A 3,928-nucleotide genomic window follows, 5' to 3' on the forward strand; every position below is an offset into this window, starting at 1 on the left:
CGCACTCGATCATCCGAAAGCCAGCGGCTTCTCCTTCAGCCCCGACGCGCTGCGCGAGATCGCGGCGGACGTGCTCGCACACGCGCGACGCCTGGGCGCTTCCGCGGCCGAGACCGAGGCGACGGAGGGGATCGGACAGACCGTCACGGTGCGCCGCGGCGAGGTGGAGACGATCGAGTACAACCGCGACAAGGGCGTGGGCGTGACCGTGTATCTCGGTCACAAGCGCGGTCACGCGAGCAGCACGGATTTTTCGCGCGAGGCGCTCCTGCGCACGGTCGAGGCGGCGATGGCGATTGCCCGCTACACCGGCTCCGACGAGTGCGCAGGCCTGGCAGATGCCGATCTGCTGGCAAGCGATTTCCCCGACCTCGATCTCCATCATCCGTGGCATCTCTCCGTGGAAGAAGGTATCGAGCTCGCGCGCTCGTGCGAGGCCGCGGCCTTGGCCGTCGATCCGCGCCTCACCAACTCCGAGGGCGCGAGCGTTGCCACGCACCAGTACCAGTTCGCCTACGCGAACTCCCATGGTTTCATCGGCGGCTACCCGACCTCTCAGCACTCGATCTTCTGCGCGGTGATCGGTGAGGGCAGCGATGGCATGCAGCGCGACGACTGGTACGCGGTCGCCCGCGATTCACGCGACCTCGATGATCCGGTTGCCGTGGGGCAGAAGGCGGGGCAACGCTGCGCTGCTCGCCTCGGCGCACGGCGCATTCCCACCACCCTGGTGCCGGTGCTGTTCGAGGCGCCGATCGCCGCGTCGCTCATCGGGCACTTCGTCGGAGCGGTGAGCGGCGGCAGCCTCTACCGCAAGTCGTCGTTCCTCCTCGACAGCGCGGGCAAAGAGGTGTTTGCGCCGATCGTCCAGTTGCACGAGCGGCCGTTCCTCAAGAAGGGTCTGCGCAGCGCGGCGTTCGACGACGAAGGCGTGGCCACGCACGATCGCGAAGTCGTGAGCAACGGCGTGGTGGGCGGCTACTTTCTCGGCAGCTACAGCGCCCGCAAGCTCGGGCTGCAGTCCACCGGCAATGCCGGCGGCAATCACAATCTGATCCTCGACAGCACCGGCGAGGACTTTCCGACGCTGCTCACCAGGCTCGGCACCGGTCTGCTCGTCACCGATCTGCTCGGCCACGGCGTCAACAGCGTGACCGGAGACTATTCGCGCGGCGCGGCTGGGTTCTGGGTCGAGAACGGCGAGATCGCCTATCCGGTGCAGGAGATCACGGTTGCCGGCAATCTCAAGGAGATGTTTCGCGGCATCGTCGCCATCGGCAACGACGTCGTGATCCGCGGTGCACGGCAGTGCGGATCGATCCTCGTCGAGCGCATGACCGTGGCGGGCGAGTAGACGCTCTGTCGTCGGCCCATCAGTGGTGCAGATTGAGGCCGACCTTGGCGACGCGTCCGGCCTTGATTTCCATGGCGACGAGTTCGAGGCGCCCGAGCCGCAGACGGTCTCCGACCACCGGGCGGTGCGCGAAGCGCCGGTCCAGCAGATCGGCAGCGGTCATCGTCTCCATGGCGGGAGGCAGTTCGATGCCGTACACCTCGGCGAGATCCGTCAGCCGGGCATCGCCGTTCAGGACGAATTCGCCGAAGAATTCGTGCTCTTCCAGCCGGGCCGGTGCTTGGGTGCCGGTGAGCACCCGCCCCAGCGTGTCGAGTGCGTCCCGCTCTGAGAGCATGTACACGTAATCGCCTGCCTGCAGGGGCGCTTCCAGGGCGAGGCGGGTGAGCCGTCCGCCCCGCACGATGCCCGCGATCTGCGACTCTTCCGGCAGGGCGAGCTCCGACAGCGGAAGTCCGAGGGCCGGTGAACCCGGCTTCAGGCTGTAACCGGAGAGCTCCAGATTGAATCGCCCGGCGACGTCGAGATCGACCTTCTGCGCCGGCTCCGGCGTCGGTGGCACCTCCAGCTGCAGCCACTTGGCGACGAGCCCGATGGTCCAGCCCTGGACCATCAGCGACACGAGGACGACGACGAAAGCGACGTGAAAGAAGAGCCCCGCCTGCGCCACTCCGGCAAGCAGCGGAAACGTGGCGAGAATGATCGGCACGGCACCGCGCAGGCCGACCCAGGAGATGAACACCTGCTCACGCCAGGGAAAGTGAAACGGCGCGAGTGAAGCGAGGACCGCGAGCGGCCGCGCGATGAAGATCAGAAACAGCGCGATGGCGAGCGAGGGCACTGCGACGGACGCCAGTCCCGCCGGGTCGGCCAGCAGCCCCAGCATCAGGAACATGCCGATCTGGGAGAGCCAGGCGAGACCGTCGTGCACGCGCAGGATGTTCTCCTGGCCCTGCACCTGCCGGTTGCCGATCACCACTCCGGCGAGATAGATGGCGAGAAAGCCGCTGCCGTCGGCCAGCGCCACCGCGCCGAAGATGAAGACGCCGCCGCCCGCTGCGAGCAGTGGATACAGCGCCGGCGGCAGCGTCAGCCGGTTGAGCAGCCAGGCCAGCGCCTGCCCGCCCGCCCAGCCGGCGCAGGCGCCGATCCCCATCTGCAGGACGAAGGTCTCGATGATGTGCCAGTCGAGTTCGGTGCGACCCGATGCAAGCAGCTCGACCAGGGCGATCGTCAGGAAGACCGCCATCGGATCGTTGCTGCCCGACTCGATTTCCAGCGTCGCACTGACCCGCTGCTTGAGCGCGATGCCGTGCGCATGGAGCAGCGAGAACACCGCGGCAGCATCGGTCGAGGCGACGATCGCCCCGATGAGCAGCCCCTGCATCCATTGAATGCCCAGTACCCATGCCGCGAACGCGCCGAGCAGCGCGCCGGTGATGACCACACCGACGGTGGCGAGCGAGAGCGCCGGACGCAAGCCGACGCGGAAGAGTTCCGCTCGCGTGCGCAGGCCGCCGTCGAAGAGAATGACGGCGAGTGCCAGGCTGCCCGCCAGGTTGGCCAGCCGGAAGTCGTCGAAATCGACGCCGCCTGGACCGTCCTCGCCGGCCAGCATGCCGATCACGAGGAAGACGAGCAGGAGCGGGGCGCCCACCCGCGCCGAGAAGGCGCTGGCGATGATGGCGATGAGGAGCAGCGCAGCGCCGAAGAAGATGATGTGGTTGGCGGAGCTCAAGGCAAAGTTGCGGCGGTGGCGCAGCGGCGCGGCGAACGCGCCTGTATGTGTCGGAGATATCCCTGCAATTCTTGCGGGATAGGCGCCGATGGACAAGCGAAAGTTCAGCCATCCGGTGCATCGGGTGCGGCGGCGCGCAGTGTGCCGCGTGCGGCGGCGCCTCGGGCGGATGCTAGAATTCGGCCAAGATCCGCCGAGCGAAAGGAGACTGCGATGTTCACCGCCAAGCACACCATCGAAGGCTTCGATCCCGAACTGTGGGGATCGCTGCAGGCGGAGTTGAGGCGGCAGGAGGACCACATCGAGCTGATCGCCTCGGAGAACTACGCGAGCCCGCGGGTGCTGGAGGCGCAGGGCTCGGTGCTCACCAACAAGTACGCCGAAGGCTACCCGGGCAAGCGCTACTACGGCGGCTGCGAGTACGTGGACATCGCCGAGCAACTGGCCATCGACCGGGTGAAGGCGCTGTTCGGGGCCGGTTTTGCCAACGTCCAGCCGCACTCCGGCAGCCAGGCCAACGCCGGGGTGTACATGGCGATGCTTAGCCCCGGCGATACCATTCTGGGGATGAGTCTGGCGCACGGCGGGCACTTGACCCACGGGGCGAGCGTCAACTTCTCCGGCAAGCTCTACAAGAGTGTCGCCTATGGCCTGCATCCCGAGACCGAGGCGATCGACTACGACCAGGTCGAGAAACTGGCCCACGAGCACCGGCCGAAGATGATCGTGGCCGGCGCCAGCGCCTACGCTCTGGTGATCGACTGGAAGCGCTTCCGGCAGATTGCCGATGCCGTCGGGGCGTATCTCATGGTGGACATGGCGCACTACGCCGGGCT

Annotated in this window: 3 protein-coding genes; 2 read left to right on the forward strand and 1 reads right to left on the reverse strand. The window is 67.2% G+C overall.

What is annotated here, in order from left to right:
* Positions 1-49 precede the first annotated feature (49 nt).
* Positions 50-1,354 (forward strand): metalloprotease PmbA, encoded by a 1,305-nt coding sequence (pmbA, locus tag JNK68_05615; GenBank protein MBL8539833.1) that lies wholly within the window; start codon positions 50-52, stop codon positions 1,352-1,354.
* Positions 1,355-1,373: 19 nt separating this feature from the next.
* Here the strand turns inward: pmbA and JNK68_05620 are convergent, their stop codons facing one another.
* Complete coding sequence (locus JNK68_05620; GenBank protein MBL8539834.1) at positions 1,374-3,092, reverse strand: potassium/proton antiporter; 1,719 nt, start codon at positions 3,090-3,092, stop codon at positions 1,374-1,376.
* A gap of 213 nt (positions 3,093-3,305) precedes the next feature.
* Between JNK68_05620 and JNK68_05625 the strand changes: the two genes are divergently transcribed.
* Positions 3,306-3,928 (forward strand): serine hydroxymethyltransferase (locus JNK68_05625; GenBank protein ID MBL8539835.1); only part of this gene is annotated, 623 nt, incomplete at its 3' end.

The sequence above is a fragment of the Betaproteobacteria bacterium genome, assembly GCA_016791345.1.
In the GTDB taxonomy this organism is placed as follows: domain Bacteria; phylum Pseudomonadota; class Gammaproteobacteria; order Burkholderiales; family JAEUMW01; genus JAEUMW01.